The sequence below is a fragment of the Sphingomonas sp. UYEF23 genome (assembly GCF_040546165.1).
Lineage (GTDB): Bacteria > Pseudomonadota > Alphaproteobacteria > Sphingomonadales > Sphingomonadaceae > Sphingomonas > Sphingomonas glacialis.
In genome coordinates, this window is the sequence record NZ_JBEPNG010000012.1 from 17,640 (window position 1) to 37,371 (window position 19,732).

At 67.1% G+C, this 19,732-nt stretch carries 14 protein-coding genes; 6 read left to right on the forward strand and 8 right to left on the reverse strand.

Annotated elements, in window-relative coordinates:
• Window positions 1–3: 3 nt before the first annotated feature.
• The 4 genes from ABIB28_RS17020 to ABIB28_RS17035 form a co-directional block, all read right to left on the reverse strand.
• On the reverse strand, window positions 4–723 hold the full coding sequence (locus tag ABIB28_RS17020) for a response regulator (RefSeq protein WP_133186967.1): 720 nt from the start codon (window positions 721–723) through the stop codon (window positions 4–6).
• 100 nt (window positions 724–823) lie between these two features.
• Window positions 824–1,300: an EF-hand domain-containing protein gene (locus ABIB28_RS17025; RefSeq protein WP_354289254.1), complete on the reverse strand. Its 477-nt coding sequence runs from the start codon at window positions 1,298–1,300 to the stop codon at window positions 824–826.
• 307 nt (window positions 1,301–1,607) lie between these two features.
• Window positions 1,608–2,384, reverse strand: a complete 777-nt coding sequence (locus ABIB28_RS17030) for a thioesterase family protein (RefSeq protein ID WP_133186973.1) — start codon at window positions 2,382–2,384, stop codon at window positions 1,608–1,610.
• A complete protein-coding gene (locus ABIB28_RS17035) occupies window positions 2,381–3,907 on the reverse strand; it encodes a class I adenylate-forming enzyme family protein (protein WP_354289255.1) in 1,527 nt (508 codons plus the stop codon). The genes ABIB28_RS17030 and ABIB28_RS17035 overlap by 4 nt, the downstream gene beginning before the upstream one ends.
• A gap of 99 nt (window positions 3,908–4,006) precedes the next feature.
• Between ABIB28_RS17035 and ABIB28_RS17040 the strand changes: the two genes are divergently transcribed.
• Entirely contained in the window at window positions 4,007–4,621 is a 615-nt protein-coding gene (locus tag ABIB28_RS17040) for a glutathione S-transferase family protein (protein ID WP_354289256.1), read from the forward strand.
• A 40-nt stretch (window positions 4,622–4,661) separates the two neighbouring features.
• Here the strand turns inward: ABIB28_RS17040 and ABIB28_RS17045 are convergent, their stop codons facing one another.
• Window positions 4,662–5,357 carry a glutathione binding-like protein gene (locus ABIB28_RS17045; protein ID WP_354289258.1) on the reverse strand — a complete coding sequence of 232 codons (696 nt, stop codon included), beginning with the start codon at window positions 5,355–5,357 and terminating at the stop codon, window positions 4,662–4,664.
• A 41-nt stretch (window positions 5,358–5,398) separates the two neighbouring features.
• Entirely contained in the window at window positions 5,399–6,625 is a 1,227-nt protein-coding gene (locus ABIB28_RS17050; RefSeq protein ID WP_354289259.1) for an MFS transporter, read from the reverse strand.
• 341 nt (window positions 6,626–6,966) lie between these two features.
• Between ABIB28_RS17050 and ABIB28_RS17055 the strand changes: the two genes are divergently transcribed.
• From ABIB28_RS17055 to ABIB28_RS17070, 4 genes are all read left to right on the forward strand, one after another.
• Entirely contained in the window at window positions 6,967–8,184 is a 1,218-nt protein-coding gene (locus tag ABIB28_RS17055; protein WP_354289260.1) for an acyl-CoA dehydrogenase family protein, read from the forward strand.
• A 109-nt stretch (window positions 8,185–8,293) separates the two neighbouring features.
• A complete protein-coding gene (locus tag ABIB28_RS17060) occupies window positions 8,294–9,361 on the forward strand; it encodes an acyl-CoA dehydrogenase family protein (RefSeq protein WP_354289261.1) in 1,068 nt (355 codons plus the stop codon).
• A 325-nt stretch (window positions 9,362–9,686) separates the two neighbouring features.
• The gene (locus ABIB28_RS17065) at window positions 9,687–12,719 is read left to right on the forward strand and encodes a TonB-dependent receptor plug domain-containing protein (RefSeq protein ID WP_354289262.1); all 3,033 of its coding nucleotides are present in this window, start codon (window positions 9,687–9,689) and stop codon (window positions 12,717–12,719) included.
• Window positions 12,720–12,801: 82 nt separating this feature from the next.
• Window positions 12,802–15,090: a ribonuclease R family protein gene (locus ABIB28_RS17070; protein ID WP_354289263.1), complete on the forward strand. Its 2,289-nt coding sequence runs from the start codon at window positions 12,802–12,804 to the stop codon at window positions 15,088–15,090.
• Between the two features lie 114 nt (window positions 15,091–15,204).
• Here the strand turns inward: ABIB28_RS17070 and ABIB28_RS17075 are convergent, their stop codons facing one another.
• Both ABIB28_RS17075 and ABIB28_RS17080 read right to left on the reverse strand, forming a co-directional pair.
• Window positions 15,205–16,359 (reverse strand): saccharopine dehydrogenase family protein, encoded by a 1,155-nt coding sequence (locus tag ABIB28_RS17075; RefSeq protein WP_354289264.1) that lies wholly within the window; start codon window positions 16,357–16,359, stop codon window positions 15,205–15,207.
• A gap of 148 nt (window positions 16,360–16,507) precedes the next feature.
• On the reverse strand, window positions 16,508–18,322 hold the full coding sequence (locus tag ABIB28_RS17080; RefSeq protein WP_354289266.1) for an ABC transporter transmembrane domain-containing protein: 1,815 nt from the start codon (window positions 18,320–18,322) through the stop codon (window positions 16,508–16,510).
• A 132-nt stretch (window positions 18,323–18,454) separates the two neighbouring features.
• On the opposite strand from ABIB28_RS17080, the gene ABIB28_RS17085 reads away from it, so the two are divergent.
• A complete protein-coding gene (locus ABIB28_RS17085) occupies window positions 18,455–19,687 on the forward strand; it encodes a polyhydroxyalkanoate depolymerase (RefSeq protein ID WP_354289267.1) in 1,233 nt (410 codons plus the stop codon).
• The last annotated feature ends 45 nt before the right edge of the window (window positions 19,688–19,732 follow it).

A 19,732-nucleotide genomic window follows, 5' to 3' on the forward strand; every position in this document is an offset into this window, starting at 1 on the left:
TCCTCAAAGGCGCGTCACTTCGGCGGCGAGCGTGTAGCCGCCACCCCACACCGTCTTGATCAGCTCGGGCGCCTTGGCGTCGGCCTCGATCTTGCGGCGCAACCGGCTGATCTGGTTGTCGATCGCACGGTCGAACGCGGCGGCCTCGCGGCCTTGCGTCAAATCAAGCAACTGGTCGCGCGTCAGCACCTGGCGCGGGCGCGTGACGAGCGCGTGGAGGAGGTTGTACTCGCCGGTCGAGAGCGGCACCGACACGCCCTCGCGGTCGACCAAGGTGCGCTCGCCCGATTTGAGCACCCAGCCGGCAAAGGCGAACGATCCGCTTTCGGGCGCATGCTGGCGCGTTCCGCCCGCCGCCGCCCGCCGCAGGATCACCTTGACGCGCGCCGCCAGCTCGCGCGGCGAGAACGGCTTCACGACATAATCGTCGGCGCCCATTTCGAGCCCGACGATACGGTCGGTCTCTTCGGTCCGCGCGGTGAGCAGGATCACGGGCACTTCGCCGCTCTCGCGGATGTGGCGCGTGAGCGACAGGCCGTCTTCGCCGGGCATCATGATGTCCAGGATGACGAGGTCGATCGCATAGGCCGTCATCCGTGCGCGCGCGCCCTCGGCGTCGCCGGCTTGAGTCACGCGGAAACCCTGCCGCGTCAGATATTGCGCGAGCGGTTCACGGATCGAGCGTTCGTCGTCGACGAGCAACAGATGCGGCGTGTCTCCCATCGGTTCGCTGCTTAGCATGGTGTGGCGCTCTTGAAAGGGGATGCCGGGCGAGCAGGGGGGAGGCTCGCCCGGCGTCCGGGCCAAGGGGAAAAGGCCCGGATCAGTTGCCCGGCGCGGCTGGCGCGGGGGAAGGGGGCGCCGGTGGCGGCGCGATCGCGTCGGCGGGATCGGCGCGGCCGCCGGGACCGCCGGGGCGCATCGCGCGCGCGCGGTCCATCCAGGCGGTGAGCTCCTCGCGCGAGATCTGGCCGTCCTTGTTGGCATCGATCCGGTTGAAGCGCGTATCGGCCTGCGCGAGGAATTCGGCGCGCGAGATCTTGCCGTCGCCGTCGGTGTCGCCGCGCGTCATCATGCGGGCGCCCGGGCCCTGCATTTCGTCGGCGGTGAGGAAGCCGTCCTTGTTGGCATCCATCGCGGTGAAGCGCGTGGTCGCCTCGGCGGTGGCCTCGGCGCGCGAGATCAGCCCGTCGCCATTGCTGTCGGCGGTGCGGAACATGCCGCCGCCGCCTTGTGCCACCGCAGCGGCGGTGGCGAGCGCGGCGACCGTCGTCGCGACGAAGAAGCGCGTGAGGGACATGGCGGTAAACTCCTGTGCTGGCTGGGCGGGGCGCCGTTCCTTGACGCCGGTTATGCGCGGGGATCTGTCGCGTCGCTGTGCCGGAAGATGCGGCAAAGTGTCGCAATTTGTCGCAACGCTTCTCCCCTCCCTGGAAGAGCGTTGGGTGAACAGTGCCCCGCACTGTTCAGGTCGTGCCGGGGGCACGACCGACCCAACGCTGGGCCGGGGGTGGGTCGGCCCGTGGAGAGGTCGACGCCAGCATTAGGCCGACCCACCCCCAACCCCTCCTTTCCAGGGAGGGGAGGAGAAGGCGGTGCGGCGCGCCCTATCCGAAGATCGCGACGCTCTGCATGCCTTGCGCGATCGGCACGCCGTCGGCGTTCCACAGCATCATCGTCTGGCTCGATCCGCCGTTGACCGCATGCTGCGACTCTGCCGAGAGCAGCCACCAGCCGTCGGTCGTCGCGGGCGTCGGCGTGAGCAGATTGACGATCCACGTCACCGAACTCAGCGGTACGAACTCCTTGCCGAACAGCTTGAACGCCGCGGGCGGGAGCGCGTCGGCGAGCGCGAGCACTTCGACCATCGGGTCGATCCCCGCATAATCGCGCAGCCGCGCCCAGCGCAGCCATTCGGCCTCGCCCGGCGCTTCGGCCTTGAGATCGAGGAAGTTGAAGTTGCCGGTGAAGAATTCGTCGGGGCCGGTATAGAGTTTCGCATCTGCGGCAGGCGGCGGCAGCGTGGCGGCGAGCCCGCCACTGAGCGCGACGCGCGATGGCTGCTCGGCCATGAACACGAACACCGCGCGATAGCCGAGCCCGGCGTCGGAGACGATATCGGCCTGGATGAAGGCGGCGGTGCGGCCGCGGCGCAGCTTGGTCGCGGTGACGCGCACGTCGCCCGACAGCGGGCCGATGAACGACACTTGCGCCGAGCGCAGCGGTGGCAGATCGGGCTCGATCCCCTGCGCGGCGTGGAGCGCGAGTGCGCTCGACAGGCCGCCATAAGCGGTGCGCCCCTGCAGCCAGTCGCTCGGGATCTGCGCGCGGAAGCCGCCCTCGATCGGCGTGGCAGCAGCGAGGATCTCGCGGATCGGGGTCATGCTGCGGTCTCCGCCAGACGATCGCGCAAGTCGCGCTTGAGCACCTTGCCGATCGCGCTGCGCGGCAATTCGTCGATCGCGTGGAGCGCCGACAGCCGCTGCGTCTTGCCGAGCTGGCCGTTGGTCCAGTCGAGGATCTCGGCGATGCTCGCATCGACCCCGGTGTGCGGCACGTAGAAGCCGACCGGCGTTTCGCCCCACGCCTCGGACGGAACGCCGATCACGCTGCAATCGGCGACCGCGGGATGGGTGCGCAGCACCGCCTCGAGATCGGTCGGATAGATGTTGAAGCCGCCCGAGATGATCAGGTCCTTCTTGCGGTCGAGCAAGGTGAGGAAGCCGTCGGCGTCGAAGCGCCCGACATCGCCGTGGCGGATGTAGCGGTTGCCCTCGGCGTCGTACCATTCGGCGGCGGCGGTGGCATCGCTGCGGCCGTGATAGCCCGTCATCATCGCCGGCGAGCGGCCGACGACTTCGCCCATCTCGCCTTGCGGAACTTCGTTGCCGTCGTCGTCGATCAGGCGGATGTCATGGCCCTCGATCGGGCGACCGACGGTATGGAGCTTGTCGGGAAAGCCGTTCGCGACGAGCAGGCAGGTGCCGCCGCCTTCGGTCATCCCGTAATATTCGACGAGCAGCCCGGGCCAGCGTGCGAGGATGTCAGCCTTCAGCGCGGCGGAGAAGGGCGCCGAGGTGCAGGTCTTGAAGCGAAAGCTCGCGAGGTCGAAGCTGTCGAAATCGGGGAGCGCCATCAGCCGCTGATACTGCACCGGCACGAGCATGGTGTGCGTCGCGCGGTGACGCTCGGCGAGCGTGAGATAGCCGCGTGCGTCGAACTTCTTCATCAACACGACGGTGCCGCCCCAGCCGAGCGTCGGCAGGAAGCTGACGAGCGTGGTATTCGAGTAAAGCGGCGTTGCGATCATCGTCACCGCTCTCGCAAAGCCCGCGGCTTCGTTGCGGCTGATATGCGCCCAGCGCATCGCGTGGCTCTGGACGATGCCCTTCGGCGTGCCGGTGGTGCCCGACGAATAGATGATGTTGAAGCCGTCTTCGGGCCGGATCGTCACGGGCGCGTGGTGCGCGCCCTCGGGCGCGAGCCAGCTGCCGAGCGATTTGAGGCGGACGAGCTTGCCGGGGATGTGCTGTCCGGCGAGCGCGGTCGCGGCGTCGGCATCGACGAAGGTGATCGGCGCGGCGCAATCGGCGATCATCGCGACGATGCTCTCGGGCGTGCCCGATGGCGCGAGCGGCGTCGCGAGGCAACCGGCGCGGAGCGCACCGAGAAACACCGCGGCATAATCGATGCTCGCCGAGGCGACGATCGCGACCGCCTGACCCTGTGCCACGCCGTCACGCTGGAGCGCCGCGGCGATGCGGTCGATCAGCGCGTCGAGGCTGACATAATCGAGCTCGCCGTCGGCCTCGGCGAGTGCGACCTTGTCGCCTTGCTCGGCGGCGTGCGCGCGGATCAGGTCGGGCAGCGCGGCGAAGTCGCCGGCAAGCATCTCGGCAGCGGTCATCGTGTCTCTTTTTGCAAGTCCATGGCTTCGATTCGCTAGTCTAGCTGACGGAAAAACGCCATACGCGATCTTCGAAAAGAGATTTGGGGGGATGCCATCATGCTGTTCTACGACGCCGCCAACCCGGCGCCCAATCCGCGGCGCGTGCGGATCTATCTTGCCGAAAAGGGCTTGAGCGTGCCGAGCACGACGCTGTCGATCCGCGACATGGAGCATAAGGGCGCGGCGTTCCTCAAGGTCAATCCGCTCGGGCAGATCCCTGCGCTGGATCTCGACGACGGCAGCGTGATCACCGAGAGCATCGCGATCTGTCGCTACTTCGAATGTCTTCATCCCAAGCCCGCCATGTTCGGCCAAGGCGCGCGCGGCGTGGCTGCGGTCGAGCAAGCGCTGCGGCGCGTCGAATTGCGGATGGGGTCGCCGTTGACGCAGGTGTGGCTGCACACCCACCCCTTCACCGCGCGCGTCGTAAAGCCGCAATTCCCCGATTATGGCAAGACGCAACGGCCGCGCGTGCTCGAGGCGATGCGCGAGTTCGATACAGTGCTGACCGGACGCGAATGGCTCGACGGAGCGGACTATTCGATCGCGGATATCGTGCTGCTGACGACGATCGATTTCGCGGGGTTCGTGGGGATCGCGGTGCCCGAGGAACTGGGCGCGTTGCGCGACTGGCATGCCCGGGCGAGTGCCCGCCCGAGCGCCAGCGCGTAACGCTTCCGGTCCCCCCGGCTTGAGGCCGCGGGGGGGCGTCTTACCCGAGCACCTTCGCGGTCTGCCCGAACAGCACTTTCTTCGCTTCCTCGGTCATCGGCTTGTTCTCGCTGATCGCCGCGCCCTTGGCATAAGCGGCGACGGTCGCGGGCCGCGCGGCGATCGCGTCGAACCAGCGCTTGAGATTGGGCGTGTCCTCGAGCGTCTGGCCCTGGCGCTCGTACGGCACGATCCACGGGTAGCAGGCCATGTCGGCGATCGAATATTCACCTGTGATGAAGTCGCGGCCCGCGAGCCGCCGGTCGAGCACACCGTACAGCCGGTTGGTCTCGTTGACGTAGCGGTCGATCGCGTAGGAGATCTTCTCGGGCGCATAGCCACTGAAATGGTGGTTCTGGCCGAGCATGGGTCCGAGGCCGCCCATCTGCCACATCAGCCATTGCACCGTCTCGGTGCGGCTGCGCAGGTCGGTGCCGATGAACTTTGCGTATTTGTCGGCGAGGTAGAGCAGGATCGCGCCCGATTCGAAGATCGCGATCGGCGCGCCGCCACCGGCGGGATCATGATCGACGATCGCGGGCATGCGGTTGTTGGGGGCGATCTTGAGGAAATCGGGCTGGAACTGCGCGCCCGCGCCGATGTTGACCGGCACGATGCGATATTCGACCCCGGCTTCCTCGAGGAACAGCGTGATCTTGTGGCCGTTCGGGGTGGGCCAATAATGCAGGTCGATCATGCGCTTGCTCCTATGGTGTCGCGCCTCAGATGGGAGAGCCGTTACGCGTCCGCAACTGCCGCGGTCGCAGCCGGCGCACGGTTCGACACTTTCCAAGCGACGACGCCGAGCGCGCTTGCCGCAAGCGCTGCGGCAAGCAGGAAGGCGGCGCCGGGAAAGCCGTGCTCGACCCCGGCGGCGAGCGTCTGCGTCATCAGCAGCGGACTGACGATCGCGGCGACGCTGCCCAGACTCGCGAGCCCGCCCTGCAACGGGCCCTGCCGATCGGGCCCCGCCATCCGCGACAGCAGACCGTTGATCGCCGGCCCGATAAAGCCCGACAGCGCGGCGAGCAGCATGATCGCATAGGCCTGCCATCCCGCTGTGATGAAGGCGAAGGCGAGAAAGCCGCTCGCCCCCGTCGCAAGCCCGATCACGAGCGCGCGCCGGTCGCCGATCCGCCCGATCACCGGTGCGACGAGCAGGCCCTGGACCAGCGCCATCACCAGCCCGACATAGGCAAGGCTCAGCCCGATCGCGGTGGGGCTCCAGGCGAAGCGAATCGTCGCCCAGAACGCCCAGGTCGCGGGATAGACCATGTGCGCGAGTTGCCACAGGACGCAGACGATCAGCAGCGGGATCGCGCTGCGAGTCTCGAACAGGGGTTTGAACGCGCCGACGATATGCGCGTCGCGCCAGCGGAACGGGCGGCGATGCTCGCGCGCGAGCGACTCGGGCATCGCAAACGCCATTGCCGCGGCGTTGGCGAAGGCGAGCATCGCGGCGGCGATGAACGGTGCGCGCGGCCCGAGCCCGGCGATCAGCCCGCCGAGCGCGGGGCCGATCACGAAGCCGATGCCGAACGCCGCACTGACATAGCCGAACGCCGCGCTGCGCTTTTCGGGCGGGGTGACGTCGGCGATCACCGACGACGCCGGGCCATAGACCGCGCCCGCCACCCCCGCGATCGCACGGCCGAGGAACAGCCAGGCGAGCGTCGGGGCGAGCGCCATCAGCGCGTAGTCGGCACCGAAGGCGAGCATCGAGGCGATCAGCACCGGGCGGCGGCCGAACCGGTCGCTCAAATTGCCGAGCACCGGCCCCGCGACGAACTGCGCGAGCGCGAAGGCGACGAGCATATAGCCGGCGATGCGGGTGGCATCGTCGATTCCGACATGGCCGAGCCGGGTGATCAGCGCCGGTAGCACTGGGAGCACGATGCCGAAGCCGATCGTGGCGATCAGCACGGCCGCGAGCACGATCGGCACGGCGCGGTTGGCGAACGGCATCGGACAAGCCCCCTCTGGAGAGAGCTTACCGCGATTTGGAGCAGGGTAAACACCGCTTCTCGCGTCGGTCGTCGTCGCTTTAGCCCTCTCCCGCTTGCGGGAAAGGGTTGGGTGAGGGTCTTCTTCTGCCTGCGTGCTTCCGGGGGCGAAAAAGAAGGACCCGCATCGACTGCGACTAGGGCCACGCTGAAGGAGCGCGACCCAAGTCTCCGTTGCCTCTCCCGCTTGCGGGAGAGGATATGCGCATGCCGATCGCATCAATCGCTCTTCCCATCGGCTTCATTCTGTCGTATCGCGCCGCCATACCCGATCTTCAGATTCTTTCTGAAAGGATAGCTTTCATGGCAACCGCGCCCGAACTCGACGCTCCAGTAGCCCCGCTCGACGCGTTCCGCGCCGAGGTGCGCGAATGGCTCGCCGCCAATTTCCCGGCATCTCTGAAGGGTCACGACATCAGCCTGTCGGTGCTCGAAGGCCCGACCGATCTTTCGCCCGACCAGGCCGCATGGCAGGCGGCGATGGGCGAGAAGGGCTGGGGCGTGCCGAGCTGGCCCAAGGCGTATGGCGGCGGCGGGCTCGACAAGGCGCAGATCCGTGTCCTCAACGAGGAAATGGCGCGCGCTGGCGCGTGGAACCCGATCGGCGGGATGGGCGTGATGATGTTCGGGCCGACGCTGCTCGAATATGGCAACGAGGCGCAGAAGCAGGAGCATATCCCCGCGATCGCCAAGGGGCTGGTGCGCTGGTGCCAGGGTTATAGCGAGCCCAATGCCGGCTCCGACCTCGCCAACGTCCAGACCTTCGCCGAGGATGCCGGCGACCATTATATCGTCAACGGCCAGAAGACCTGGACGAGCGGAGGACAATGGGCCGACAAATGCTTCGCGCTCGTCCGCACCGACAAGAGCCAGAAGCATGGCGGCATTAGCTTCCTGCTGCTCGACATGACTGCGCCCGGCGTCGAAGTCCGGCCGATCGCGATGATCTCGGGCCAGTCGCCGTTCTGCGAGACCTTCTTCACCAACGTGAAGGTGCCCAAGGAAAACCTTGTCGGACGCGAGGGGCAGGGCTGGGAAAGCGGCACGCGCTTGCTCCAGCACGAGCGCAGCAGCCTGTCGGGCGGCGGCAGCGCATCGCGGCTGTTCGCGGGCAAGCCGATGGGGAAGCTCGCCAAGGAATATCGCGGCGAGGATGATAAGGGCCGCGTTCCCGACAGCGATTTGCGGATGCGGATCGTGCGGCACGAGATGGACAGCCGCGCCTTCGCGCTGACGCTGCGCCGTGCCGCGCTCGAGGCGAAATCGAACCAGGGTCCGTCGGCCGCCACCTCGATCATGAAGAACGTCGGTGCGCGCATCACGCAGGATCGCGCCGAACTGTCGATCGAGATCATGGGGATGGCCGGGCTCGGCTGGGAAGGCGAGGGCTTCAGCGAGGACGAGCTGACGCAGACGCGCACCTGGCTGTGGGGCAAGGCCGTGTCGATCTACGGCGGATCGACCGAGATCCAGAACAACGTGATTTCGAAGCGCATCCTCGGGATGCTCGACCACCAGTAATGCAAGGATAGGCTGCCGCGTGTGACGCGCGGCGGGCCGGAGAGGGGCGGGGTGAAGGATGGCTGAAGCCATCCTCCCCCGTTTTCCATTCAGACGAGGGGATAGCGCGATGGCCGTACTCAACGACGAACAGACGATGCTCCGCGACATGGTGCGCGAATGGTCCGACGAGCAATCGCCCGTCAGCGCGTTCCGCAAGATGCGCGCGGCGGCGCCGGCCGAGGGGTATGATCCCGCGGCCTGGGCGACGCTTGGCGAGATGGGCCTGCCGGGCATCGTCATCCCCGAAGCGCATGGCGGCACGGCATTCGGCTATCTCTCGCTCGGGCTGGTGCTCGAACAGCTCGGTCGCAACCTCGCGGCGTCGCCTCTGGCGTCGACCTCGGCGGCGGCGACCGCGATCCTGATGGGCGGGTCGGATGCGCTGAAGGCGCAGTGGCTGCCGCAAATCGCCAGCGGCGCGGTCGTCGCGACGCTCGCGATCGACGAGGGGCCCGTCCACGATCCAGCGAAGATCGCGACCAGCGTCGTTGACGGCAAGCTCAGCGGCACCAAGGCGTTCGTCGCCGAGGGTGACAGTGCGGGCGTGTTCGTCGTCGCGGCGGTCGATGGCCTGTATCTCGTCGCGGGTGACGCTGGCGTGACGCGCTCGCCGCGCCATATGGCCGATTCGCGCAGCCACGCGCAGGTGACGTTCGACGCCGCGCCCGCCGAGAAACTGGGCGACGCCTCGCTGACCGCGCAGGTCATCGATCGCGCGACCGCGGCGGTGTGCGCCGAGATGCTCGGCATGGCCGAACAGGCGTTCAACACCACCAACGATTATCTCAAGACGCGCGTCCAGTTCGGGCAGCAGCTCTCGACCTTCCAGGCGCTCCAGCACCGCATGGCGAAGATGTTCACCGAGCTCGAGCTGATGCGCTCGGCAGTCGAAGGTGCGCTCGAGGCGATCGATGCCGGGCGATCCGACATCGACCAGGCGGTCAGCCTCGCCAAGGCGGTGGCGAGCGACACGCTCCATCTCGTCAGCCGCGAGATGATCCAGCTCCACGGCGGGATCGGTATGACCGACGATTACGACGCCGGCTTCTACATCAAGCGCGCGCGCGTGCTCGAAGCGATGTGGGGCAATGCGGCGTTCCACCGCGAGCGTTTCGCGCGGTTGAACGGCTACTGAGCCGCAACGCGGGCGCGCCGCGTCGCGTCCGCATCCATCAGACCTGCAACGATAAAGGGCGGTGGCCGGCTTCCTGACGTGGAAGCGGCGCCGCCCTTTTGCAATGCGGCGCGGTGCGACCCTGGTTCGGATCGTCTCCCACGCGGGTGTTTCGAGAATCGGTTCTGGCCGTCGCGGCCCGAGCGGGGACCCTTAGGGGTTAGTACTTATGCGCTAATGCGGCGATTTGCGCGCATATCCGGCTTGACATTAGGGCCGTTTCGGAGTCACTTCGAGCTTCGGGTACGGAGCCGATCAGTGCTCTGACCTTTAGGGGAGAGATGCTATGCCTCGTTCGCGGCATTTGACGTCGTGTGCCTTTTTTGCCTTGTCGATCGGCCTTGCTTCGCCTGTCGCGGCGCAGGAGGGGGCGCCGCGACCGAGTGCGCCCGCCGACGAACAGACCGGCCCCGATATCGTCGTCACCGGATCGCTGATCCGCGGCACCCCCGAGGACGCGGCCATTCCGGTCGATGTCATTTCAAGTGAGGAACTGTCGCGCCAGGGCACGCCGAGCGCGGTCGACTTGCTCAAGAACCTGCCGACCTCGAGCGGCGTGATCGGCGATGCCAACCAGTTCGACAGCCGCAGCCAGGGCAATGAAGGCGTCGCCTCGGTCAATCTGCGCGGCCTCGGCCCGCAGCGCACACTCGTTCTGCTCAACGGCAAGCGCCTCGTCGCGGTCGGCGGCGGTATCCCGATCGTCGACGTCAACCTCATCCCGTCGGGTGCGATCGGCCGCGTCGAAGTGCTCAAGGACGGCGCGGCGGCGACCTATGGGTCGGATGCCATCGCCGGCGTCGTCAACTTCATCACCCGCACCGACCAGAAGGGCTTCCTCGCCTCGGGCGATTATCGCTACATCCGCGGATCGTCGGGCGACTACACCGCCAATCTGAGCTTCGGCCACAATAGTGGCCCGCTGCATGTGCTCGCCTCGGTCGGCTATCAGCACCGCTCGGAATTGCGCACGACCGATCGCGATTTCACGGTCCAACCCTATGCGAACAATCCGCAAGGCGGCTATACCGGCGGCGGCAATCCGGGCAATTTCGGGTTCGGCGGGACCGCCAATTTCGTCCGCGACCTCGGGTGCGAGGGCCTTGGCGGCTTCCGCAGCCAGGCCGGATCGACGACCGATCGCTGCTTCAACAATTACGGCCAGTTCGGCAATCTGGTCGAGCCCGAGGATCGCCTCCAGGCCTATGTCGACACGTCGATCCAGCTGGCCGACACGCTCAAATTCTCGGCAAGCGCGCTGTACGGCTACAGCTCGACGCGGATCACCACCTCGCCGACCTATCTGCCGACCTTGCCGCCGTCGGTGAACGCGGCGAGCGGCGGGGGAGGGCTGTTCGTCATCCCGACCTATGCCCCGGCGCTGCGCGATTATTGCACGCTCTATGGGGCGGCATCGGGCTGCGTCACCGCGGGCGGCGTGCCGCTTGCCCCGGCGATCGCTTTCCCGGTGCTGTTCCGGCCGGCCTTGCTCGGCGGGAATCCGCTGTTCCGCGGCCGGAATGGCGATGACCGCGGCTCGGCATACTCGAAGCGCGTGTCGGAAGAGATGCGCTTCACCGCAGATCTATCCTATGATGTCACCCCCGATCTCAATCTGACCGGTGGCTTCACTTATTCCGAATATTATCGCGAAAGCGAAGGCACCGACACGTTCGGCGACTTGCTGCAGAACGCACTGGCGGGCTTTGGCGGGGCGAATTGCGCCTATGCCACGCCGCAGTCGCGCGCCGGCCTGTCGACGGCCCAGATCACGGCACTCGCCGGGACCAACGGCTGCACCTTCTTCAACCCGTTCTCGACCGCGGTCGCTGCGAACGGCGTGAGCAATGCGGCGAACCCCAATTATGCCGGAACGCGCAATCCTACCGGGTTCAGCCTGACCCCCGGCGCGGGCCTGATCAACGATCTGCCGACGTTCGACAATTTCTTCCGCACGACCAACACGCGCTACACCACGCGGCTGCTCGTCGGGGATCTCGTGCTCAGCGGCAAGACAGGGCTGCGGCTACCCGGCGGCGATTTGAGCTTCGCGGTCGGGGCGCAATATCGCCGCAACGACTATTCGGTGCTGTACAACAACGACAGCAACATCGCGGTCAATCCATGCCCGGGCTCGCCGCTCAACCCGGCGGCGACGTGCACGCAGCAGACCGGCGCGCTCGGCTTCCTCGGCACCAATGCCAATCTTTCGACCAGCAACGACATCAAGGCGGTGTTCGGCGAGTTGCAAGTGCCGCTGCTCGACCGGCTCAACCTGCAGCTTTCGGCGCGGTATGAGGATTATGGCGGGCGCGTCGGCTCGACCTTCAATCCGCAAGGCCGCATCCGGCTGCAAGTGACCGACTGGCTCGCGCTGCGCGGTGGCGCGGGCACGACCTTCCGCGGGCCTCCGGCGCAGCAGTTGTCGGGCAATCTGACCGCGCTGCAGATCATCGGGACGTCGTTCCGTGCGGTCGACATCAACGGCAACCCCAACCTCTCGCCCGAAAAGGCGACGACCTACAGCGCAGGCATCCTGCTCCACAGCGGCGGGTTCAGCGCGAGCCTCGATTATTATCGCTACAAGCTGAAGGGCCCGATCGAGGGCGAGCCGATCCAGGGCATGGTCAATGCGCTGTTCGGTGCGACCGGCACCGCGAATTGCGGGAATGCGGCCTTTGCCGCGTTGCAGGCACGCTTCACCTTCACGGGGGCCGGCTGCGGCATCGGCAACGTCCAGCGGCTGCGCACGCAGACGATCAACAGCGCCAACGTCACGACGTCGGGGCTCGATCTGCAGGCGGCGTATCGCTTCGGGCTCGGTGCGGCCAATCTCGAGTTCGGCGGCAGCGGTACCTATGTGATCGAGTACAAGACCAAGGACATCACGGTCGAGGGCGTCGTCGTCCAGCCGACCTTCGATGGCGTTGGCCTGCTCAACTATCAGACGACCGCGTATCCGATCCCGCAGATCAAGGGGACGGCCTATGTCCAGGGAGCGGTCGGCGGGCACAGCCTGCGCGTCCAGTACAATTATATCGACGGCTATACCGACCAGCGCGGGACCGCGATCTTCGGTCCCAATGCCGGGGCGCTCGCGGGGGCTTCGGTCACCGGCGGCAAGAATATCAAGCCGTTTGCGACCTTCGATGCGACCTATCGCTTGTCGCTGCGCGGGACGGGGTCGACGCTGACGCTGTCGGCGCTCAACATCTTCGACAAGGCGCCGCCGTTCGCGCGGCTCGACCAGAATTACGATCCGTTCACGGCGAACCCGCTCGGCTTCACCGCCAAGGTCGGCTTCTCGCAGAAGTTCTGAGACTGGGGGGCGGAGGGCGCGGCGTCCGGGTCGGACGCCGCGCCCTTTGCCGTTTGGCGCTGGGTGGCGTATCGCTGATCCGATGCCCAAGCCAACCAAGCGCACCCCCGGTCTGCCCAGCCGCGACCAGATCCTCGCCTTTATCGCCGAAAGCGACGTGCCTGCGGGCAAGCGCGAGATCGCGCGCGCCTTCGGGCTGACCGCGCAGGACAAGATTTTGCTGAAAGCGCTGTTGAAGGGCATGGCCGATGAGGGGCTGATCGACAGCGCCCCCGGCCGCGCGTTTCACAAGATGGGCGGGGTGCCCAAGGTGACGGTGCTGCGGATCGTCGATGTCGATGACAGCGGCAACGTCTGGGCGGTGCCCGAGCGGTGGGAAGCCGCCACCCCCGCGCCGAAGCTGCGCGTGCGCGAGAAGAAGAATGGCGCGCTCGGCGTCGGCGACCGCGTGCTGGCGCGGACCGAGGAGGCCGGACAGGGCCTGATCGCGCATCCGATGAAGACCTTGCCCAAGGGCGAGGAGCTGGTGCTCGGCGTGCTGCGCCAGGAGGGCAAGGCGCTCTGGCTGCAAGGCGTCGAGAAGAAGGAGCGGCGCGAGTTCCAGGTGTCCGACGCGGGCGAGGCGCAGGTCGGCGATCTGGTGCTTGCCGAGATGGCGGGACGGCCGCCGCGGATCACGGTGCGCGTGACGCAGGTGCTCGGCGATCCGTTCGCGCCGCGCAGCTTCTCGCTGATCGCGATCCACAAGCTTGGTATTCCCGACGTGTTCTCGTCCGAGACGCTCGACGAGGCGGTGCGCGTGGCCGCGCAGCCGCTCGGCGACAAGCGCGAGGATCTGCGCCATCTGCCGATCGTCGCGATCGACCCGGCCGATGCGCGTGACCATGACGATGCGGTGTGGGCGGCGCCCGATGACGATCCCGCCAATGATGGCGGGTGGAAGGCGATCGTCGCGATTGCCGATGTGTCGTTCTACGTGCGACCGGGGGCTAGCCTCGATCGCGAGGCGCGGCGGCGCGGCAATAGCGTGTATTTTCCCGACCGGGTCGTGCCGATGCTGCCGGAGAGTTTGTCGGCGGAGATGTGTTCGCTGAAGGAGGGCGTCGATCGCGCGGCGCTGGCGTGCCATTTGCGGATTGGGAAGGATGGGGCGCTGAAGTCGTGGCGCTTCACGCGCGCGGTGGTGCGGATTGCGGCGAACCTGGCGTATGAGGATGCGCAGGCGATGGTGGATGCGCATCACGCTGCCGCCGTTTCTTCCTCTCCTGCTTCCTCCCCTAACCCCTCCCGCAAGCGGGAGGGGGATTCGGGCAGCGATGAAATTCTCGCCGCCCTTCTCCCGCTCTGGTCGTGCTGGCACGCGCTCAACAAGGCGCGCACCGCGCGCGCGCCGCTCGATCTCGACCTGCCAGAACGCCGCGTCATGCTCGACGAGAAGGGCCGCATCCTCTCGGTCGCGCCGCGCGAGCGGCTCGATGCGCACAAATTGATCGAGGATTACATGATCGCCGCCAACGTCGCCGCCGCCAAGGCGCTCGAGGCGAAGAAGGCGCCGGTGATGTACCGCGTCCACGAACAGCCCGGCCGCGAGAAGCTCGTCGCGTTGAAGGACTATCTCAAGACCTTCGGGATCGAGTTTGCGCTCGGCCAGGTCGTCCAGCCGCGCACCTTCAATCACATCCTCGACAAGGTGATCGACCGCGACGAACGCCCGCAGATCATGGAGCAAGTGCTGCGCACGCAGACGCAGGCGTATTATAGCCCCGCCAATATGGGCCATTTCGGGCTCGCGCTCGGCAGCTACGGCCACTTCACCTCGCCGATCCGGCGATATGCCGATTTGCTCGTCCACCGCGCGCTGGTCGCGGCCTATGATCTCGGGCCGGGCGGGCTGACCGAGGGCGAAGCCGCGGCGATGGGGAAGATCGGCGAGAGCATCTCGATGCTCGAACGTCGCGCGATGGAGGCCGAGCGCGACACGATCGACCGCTATGTCGCGGCGTTCTTGAGCGAAAAGGTCGGCGAGGTGCTCGAGACGCGGATCACCGGCGTGACCAATTTCGGCTTCTTCGCGACGGTCGAGGGCATCGGCGGCGACGGGCTGATGCCGGTGCGCGATATCGGCGGCGAATATTTCCGCTTCGACGAAGCCAGCCGCACGCTGATCGGCGACCAGAGCGGGACGGTCTATGCCAGCGGGCAGAAACTGCCGTTGCGGCTGGCCGAAGCCAACCCGGTATCGGGGGCGCTACGCTTCGAGATGGTCGAGGGCAGGGGCGCGCGCGTCGACAGCGACGAGCGCCGCCCGAAGCGCGTGATCAAGCATCGCGGGCGCCCGACGAACATCCGGCACCAGGGGAAGAAGCGCTAGCGGCCGACCGACCATCGTCGCCCCGGCGAAGGCCGGGGCCGGCCCGATTGGGGCGTGCTCGGGCGGGGCGCGCATCCGAGCGGGCCCGGCCTGCGCCGGGGCGACGGCGCGAGCTCATCCGGCGCGGAAGGTCAGCCCCGCTTTCGCCTGCAAGCGGTCGGCGAGCACCTTCCCCATCAGCGCGCCCGGGGTCCAGATGCCGCCTCCCCCCGCAACATCTTTGACCAGGCACAACGCCGTCTCGGCGATCATCTTGCTGGTCGAGCCATAGCCGGGATCCTTGTCGCCGGTGACGACGCAGTCGATCCGCTCGCCGCCCGCGCCTTCGCCGATGAAGAGCAGGTCGTAGAAGCCTGCGTCGCGTTCCTCGGGCGAGGGGCCCTCGCCGGGCTTGGGGCCCTTGTCGCTGCTGAGCGGGTTCATCCGCGCGATCGCCTCGGCGGCGGCCTTGCCCATCTCACCGATCCCCGGCGCGACCATCATTTCGTCATAGACGAAGTCGGCGCCATACGCCTCGCCGAGCAGGAAGTTGGTGCGGTGGACGTTCTTGGTGTTGATCGGCGCCATGATGAAGGGCGCGACCCATGCTTCGATCGCACGGTCATATTCGGGGAGCAGCCCCTTGGGCTGTGCTGGCCCCTCGAAGCCGGGGGTGAGCGCGAACGGATTGATGAGCAGGCAGAGGATCGAGGGATGCTTGGCGGCGGCGGCGAGCGTCGCCTTGAGGCTGGCGACTGTGCCGCCCGACGCGCCGCCCTGCATCTTCCGCACACGGCCCTTCACGCGCGGCATCGGATGCCCGAACTTGGCCTTGGCAGCGTCCTGCAGCGCGAGCACGCCGAGATCGAACGGGATCGAATCGAACCCGCAGGAGAAGACGATCCGCGCGCCGGTGCGCTTGGCGGTCTCGTGATGCGCGTCGATCATGTGGCGCATCCACGCTGGTTCGCCGCACAGGTCGACATAGGCGGTGCCGGTTTCGGCACAGGCCGCGACGAGGTCATTGCCGTAGAGCTGGTATGGGCCGACCGTGGTGAGCACGACCTTGGTGCGTTCGCACAAGCTGCGCAGGCTGGCGGCGTCATCCGAATTGGCGGTGACGAGCGGGGTGTCGGCGGGGGCGCCGATCAGGTCGCGGACTTCCTGCAGCTTCGACAGCGAGCGGCCCGCCATCGCCCAGCGCTGTGCGCCGCTCTGCGTGAGATATTCGGCGACGAGGCGGCCTGTGAAACCCGTGGCTCCATAAACGATGATGTCGAAGTCGCGCATATCTCTCCCCTCCCGCTTGCGGGAGGGGTCGGGGGAGGGCCCGTCCGTCCGCGCGGTCGCCTCGGATCATGCCCTCCCCCAGCCCCTCCCGCAAGCGGGAGGGGAGTAGAAGGTGCCCCTCCCGCAAGCGGGAGGGGAGTCAGAGGACTTACGCCGCTTCGCTGAACTGCAAGCTCGCGAGTCGCGCGTACAGGCCGCTCTCGCCGATCAGCGCGGCGTGGTTGCCTTGCTCGACGATCCGGCCCTCGCGCATCACGATGATCCGCTCGGCGGCGCGCACCGTCGCTAGGCGATGCGCGATGACGAGCGTGGTGCGCTCTGCCATCAGGCGCTCGAGCGCTTCCTGGACGAGCCGCTCGCTCTCGGCATCGAGCGCGCTGGTCGCTTCGTCAAGCAGCAGGATCGGCGCATCGCGCAGCAGCGCGCGCGCGATCGCGACGCGCTGGCGCTGGCCACCCGACAGCCGCGCGCCACCCTCGCCGAGGAAGGTGTCGAGCCCTTCGGGCAACTTGTGGAGGAATTCGGCGGCATTGGCCGCCTCGGCAGCCGCCCACAGCGCGTCGTCGGGCGCGTCCCAGCGGCCGTAGCGCAGATTGTCGCGAGCCGACGCGCCGAAAATCACCGTCTCCTGCGGCACCATCGCGATGCGGGCGCGGACCTCGGCGGGGTCGGCGTTGCACAAGTCGACGCCGTCGATGCGCACGCTGCCTGCCTCGGGGTCGTAGAAGCGCTGGATCAGCTGGAACAAGGTGGTCTTGCCAGCGCCCGACGGGCCGACGATCGCGACGGTTTCGCCGGGTTTCACCGATAGCGAGAAATCGTGCAGCGCGGCGACATCGCGCCGCGTCGGGTAGCGGAACTCGACATGATCGAATTCGAGCGTGCCGCGCGCGGGCACGGGAAGCGTGGTCGGCTGCGCAGGCGCGCGGATTTCGGGGACTTCGGCGAGCAACTCGGACAGCCGCTCGGCGGCGCCCGAGGCGCGCAGCAGATCGCCATAGACTTCGGTCAGCGAGCCGAACGACCCCGTCACCAGCGTCGCGGTGACGAGGAAGCCCGCAAGCGACCCCGCCGACAGCCGCCCGGCGGCGACATCGCCGACGGTCGACCACATCAGCAGCGTGACCGCGCCGAACAGCAGCCCCATCACCAGCGCGGTCATGATCGCGCGCGTCGCGATTCGGCGCTTGGCGGCATCGAGGCTGCGATCGACCGCGGAGGCGAAGCGCGCTTCCTCGCGTGCTTCCTGGCCGAAGGCTTGCACGATCTTCATCGCGGTGAAGGTCTCGACCGCCATCGACCCGATATCGGCGATGCGGTCCTGGCTCGCGCGCGACTGGCTGCGCACGCGGCGGCCGAGCAGCATGATCGGCAGGATGATCAGCGGCACGCCGATCACGATCGACAAGGCCATTTTCGGCGCGAAGACGAACAGCAGGATCACGCCGCCGATCCCGGTGAGGCCGTTGCGGAGCGCGACAGACACCGTCGTGCCGACCGCACCTTCGATCAGCGCGGTGTCCGAGGTCAGCCGCGAGGCGACTTCGGACGGACGGTTCTCCTCGAACCAGCGCGGCGCGAGCCGCAGGAGGTTGGCCTGAACGGCGATCCGGATGTCGGCCACGGTGCGTTCGCCGAGCCACGACACGAAGTAGAAGCGGATCGCGGTTGCGATCGCGAGGACGACGACGAGGCCGAGCAGATCGTAGAAGACATGGTCGATATGCGCGATGTCGCCGGCGCCGTGCGTGAAGCCGCGGTCGATCACCGACTTGATGCTCCACGATGTCGCGAGCGTCGTCGTCGACGTGACGAGCAGTGCCACCAGCGCGATCGCGAGCTGGAGCGGATAGCGCGAGGTGTAGCGCCACACCATCGCCAGGCTGGCGAGCTTTCGCCCGCTCGGCCGGGGCTGCGCGACGGGAGGATCGATCGGGACGGCGGCGGGTTGTGTTTCGACCATCTGCGGTGCGTAGCAGGCGCCAGACCCTGCCTCAATCCGCTACGGAATTGCAGCAAACCCGGCATTGCTGTTTGCCGCAGCGCAGCATAGACAGTATTTTGACATTTACGATTGTCTGCTAGAAAGTCCGGTATGCTCTACAACGCTTACGAAATGCAGAAGTCGATGCTGGCAGGCGCTAGCGCCATGGCCGATTTCAGTGCCGGACTGCTCAGCAACCCTGCCAATCCCTTTGCCTATTTCGGCGGGGGGGCGGTGCTCGGCTCCGCGCTCGAGGTGTTCGCGCATGCCGCGGCACCCCGCGGCAAGCCCGCCTTCGGGCTCGACAGCACGACGATCGACGGCGCCGAGGTGGCGATTGTCGAAGACGTGGTATTGCGCAAAGCCTTCGGACAACTCAAACGCTTCCGGCGTGTCGGTATCGAGGGCGGCCCCAAGCTGCTGATCGTCGCGCCGATGTCGGGACACTATGCGACGCTGCTGCGCGGCACGGTCGAGCGGATGCTGCCCGTTGCCGACGTCTACATCACCGATTGGCGCGACGCGAAGCTCGTGCCGCTGAGCGACGGCAAGTTCGATCTCGACGATTATGTCGATTATTTGATCGAATTCCTCGAGGCGATCGGCGCGAACGAAGGGCAGGGGGGCACGCACATGCTCGCGGTCTGCCAGCCGTCGGTGCCGTGCTATGCCGCTGCCTGCGTGATGAGCGCCGACAACAATCCGTGCCGCCCCAAGACGCTGACGATGATGGGCGGTCCGGTCGATACGCGCGAGGCGCCGACTGCGGTCAACACGCTGGCGACCGAGCGGCCGCACAGCTGGTTCAGCCAGAATGTGATCGCGACGATCCCGGGCAACTATCCAGGCGCGGGTCGCCGCGTCTATCCGGGGTTCCTGCAGCTTGCTGGCTTCATGTCGATGAACCTCGGCAACCACATGATGTCGCATTACGAGCTGTTCAAACATCTCGTCCAGGGCGAGGACCTCCAGGCCGACTCGACCAAGGCGTTCTACGAAGAATATCGCTCGGTCTGCGACATGACCGCCGAATTCTACCTGCAGACGATCGACGTCGTGTTCCAGGATCACGCGCTGCCCAAGGGCACGATGACGCACCGCGGGCGTGTGGTCGACCCTGCCGCGATCACCGACATCGCGATCCTGGCGATCGAGGGCGAGAAGGACGATATTTCGGGGCTCGGCCAGACCAAGGCTGCGCTGACGATCGCGACCAGCCTGCCCGAGGACAAGAAGCGCTATTACATGGCCGAGGGCGCCGGGCATTACGGCATCTTCAACGGCTCGAAGTGGCGCAACAAGGTCGCGCCGGTGGTCGAGGAATGGATGAAAGCGCACGGCTGACGCCGCACGCTTCATCGCCAGTACTGGATCGGCCCTGTCTTCGGT